Source organism: Actinomycetota bacterium (assembly GCA_036280995.1).
Lineage (GTDB): Bacteria > Actinomycetota > CALGFH01 > CALGFH01 > CALGFH01 > CALGFH01.
Genome location: DASUPQ010000256.1, coordinates 1 through 2,075, shown reverse-complemented (window position 1 = coordinate 2,075; position 2,075 = coordinate 1). Strand labels below are relative to the sequence as shown.

Annotated in this window: 2 protein-coding genes; one reads left to right on the top strand and one right to left on the bottom strand. The window is 71.1% G+C overall.

Annotated elements, in window-relative coordinates; genetic code table 11:
• A partial coding sequence (locus VF468_08635) for an ABC transporter permease (GenBank protein HEX5878372.1) occupies nt 1-568 on the top strand: 568 nt, incomplete at its 5' end.
• Between the two features lie 105 nt (nt 569-673).
• Here VF468_08635 and VF468_08630 read toward each other — a convergent pair.
• On the bottom strand, nt 674-1,021 hold the full coding sequence (locus VF468_08630; protein ID HEX5878371.1) for an adenylate/guanylate cyclase domain-containing protein: 348 nt from the start codon (nt 1,019-1,021) through the stop codon (nt 674-676).
• Between the last annotated feature and the right edge of the window lie 1,054 nt (nt 1,022-2,075).

Genomic DNA, 2,075 nt, shown 5'->3' with positions numbered 1-2,075 from the left:
CTTCACCGGCGCCGGACTGGCAGAGGACCTGCAGAAGGGGATCATCGACCGGTTCCGCTCGCTGCCCATGTCCCGGTCAGCCGTCATCGTGGGTCGGACCGTCACCGACGTGATCTACAACCTGCTGTCCCTGACCGTGATGGCCGTGGCCGGCCTGGCCGTCGGCTGGCGGATCAACGGTGGGCTGGGTGACGCCGTGCTGGCCTTCGCCCTGCTGCTGGCCTTCGCCTACGCGTTCTCCTGGATCATGGCCTACGTGGGTTTGGTCGTCCCCAGCGTCGAGGTGGTCAACAACGCCGCGACCATGGTGATCTTTCCCTTGACCTTCATCTCCAACGCCTTCGTCCCCGCCGAGAACCTGGTGGCGCCGCTGCGCATCTTCGCGCAGTGGAACCCGATCTCGGCGGTGACCCAGGCATCCCGGGAGCTGTTCGGCAACCTCCCGGCCGTCGCCGCCGAGCCAACCGCCTGGTCCCTGCAGCACCCGGTCGCCTACACGCTGCTGTGGACGGTCCTGATCATCGCGATCTTCGCGCCCTTGTCGATCCGTCGCTTCAGCCGCTCCTAAGTGGTTCGGATCATAGGTTCGTGCGTGGTCGCCGGTCGCGGCTGGCCCTGCTCGGCCTGCTGCATTCGGCGGGGCCTGGCCGAGACGAAGCGGAGGCCTCAGCCGTTACGCCCGGCGGGCCTCCAGCAGCCGCACGGGATGGGCGATGCCCGCAAGCTGCACCAGCCCCAGCTCGACGAAGGTCACCCCCTGGGGCGGCGCCCGCTGGACCACGGGCTCGCTCACCAGGACCCGACTGGCGCTGGCATAGGCGGCGATCCGGGCGGCCAGGTTGACGGTGCGGCCGAAGTAGTCGCCGCCCTGGGCCACCACCGGCCCGGCGGCCACCCCCACATGCGCGGGTGGCAGCCCAGCCGCCGGCAGCTCCTCCACCATCCCCAGCGCCGCCAGCACCGCCCCCGCCGGCTCCCGGAAGTGGAACATCACCCCGTCGCCCAGCCACTTGGCGGGCACGCCGCCGTGCTCGCGGGCGGACCAGCACCGCCAGGGACTCGGCCAGCTCGGCGGCGGCCGCATCGCCGCGCTCCTCGGTCAACCGCGTGTAGCCCACCAGGTCTAGGAACGACATCGCCGGGACCCGCTCCGGCCGCCGCAGCACGCCGGCCCGTTCCAGCTCGGTCTCGATGTCCTCGACCATGTCCTCGGTCCACACCAGCTCCTGCTGGCGGCGGTAGATGCCCATGAGCGCCTGGTCCACCAGCGGCAGGAAGTCGCCGGCCAGCTGGGAGGCCAGCTCCATCGCCGTGCGCTGGTCGGCGCCGGAGGCCAGCACCGGCTCCTTGAACCGCGCCCGGTAGACCTCGTGCTCGACGTTGGCAGCCAGCCGCAGGCCGTCGGCGTAGCCGCGGCCGAGCCGGGCCAGCCAGGCCAGGTCCACGACCCCACTGGACAGGCCCAGCTGCAGCAGCGGCACCACCGCCAGCTCGTCCTCCCTGATCGGCTCGTCGGGCCCCACCCGGGCGAACCCCATCGACTCAAGGGCGCTGCGGAGCTGATCGAGGGGCACCCCGGTCTCCTGGCTTACCTGTCGATAGGTCCGCGCCGAGCGCAGCGCCCACCGCTGGTAGGGAGAGGCCTCCAGGAAGGCGAACGACAGTCGGCCTGCCCGAATCGCCGACGCGATCCCGTCCATGGGCAGCCCGGCCTGCTCGCAGGCCTCGGCCAGGCGGACCTTCTGCACATCGCTGGCGAGGAACGGGGCCGGGCCGGGCCACCAGGATGCCGAACTCGACCAGCCGATCGACCTCGGCCTGCGTGGTGCCGGCGAGGTCGGCAAGTCCCGATGCCGAGAGTGCATTCATGCCGCCGCTATCCTATGAGCGGGGCAACCTGCGCGGCGAGTATCGCTCCGCCCCAGGTCGGCAGCTGGCTTCGGTGGCACCAGCGAGGCCGACGACCACGTCCCGACAAGCTAGGGATCGCGCCTGCTGGCTGTTTCAGCCGGACGAGGCAGGAACGCAGGCCTGACGTGCGCCAGGACCCCGCACGAACTTACGAGCCGGACCAC